The following is a 471-nucleotide window of genomic DNA, read 5'->3' as shown; positions in this document are numbered from 1 at the left end:
GGGTCGCCTTTCTTTTGCCTACGTTTCTTTGGCGAAGTGTATGGACCGGGGACCTGGGTAACAGGTGTGCGGGGACATAGGAAACACTTTTGAGGTCGAGACGACCGAGGAAGTGGCCCATGCCCTGGCAACCGAGAGACCTGATGGACACCAAACGCGAATTCCTGGAATTGGCCTTGCAAGAAGGGGCCAACCGCCGCGAACTGTGCCGGCGCTTTGGCATCAGCCCCAAGACGGGCTATGCGCTGCTGCGCCGCCATGCGCTCCAAGGCATGGGCGATGCATGCAAGCCGCGCAGCACCCGACCGCACCACAGTCCTGGGCGCAGCAGCGCTGCGATCGAGCAAGCTGTCATCGAACTGCGCCGCCAGCACCCCCGCTGGGGTGGCCGCAAGATCGCCCAGCGCCTGAGCGATCTGGGCTTCAGCGGCGTGCCCGCACCCAGCACCATCACCGGCATCCTGCATCGCC

At 64.3% G+C, this 471-nt stretch carries 1 protein-coding gene; it reads left to right on the top strand.

Translation table 11 applies throughout. From position 1 onward, the window contains the following. Nucleotides 1-119: 119 nt before the first annotated feature. The coding region (locus AC1DSC_RS32705; RefSeq protein ID WP_478132101.1) for a helix-turn-helix domain-containing protein at nucleotides 120-471 on the top strand (352 nt) is incomplete at its 3' end.

Source organism: Variovorax sp. 01N425 (genome assembly GCF_056399465.1).
This window is presented reverse-complemented; position numbering and strand designations above follow the sequence as displayed.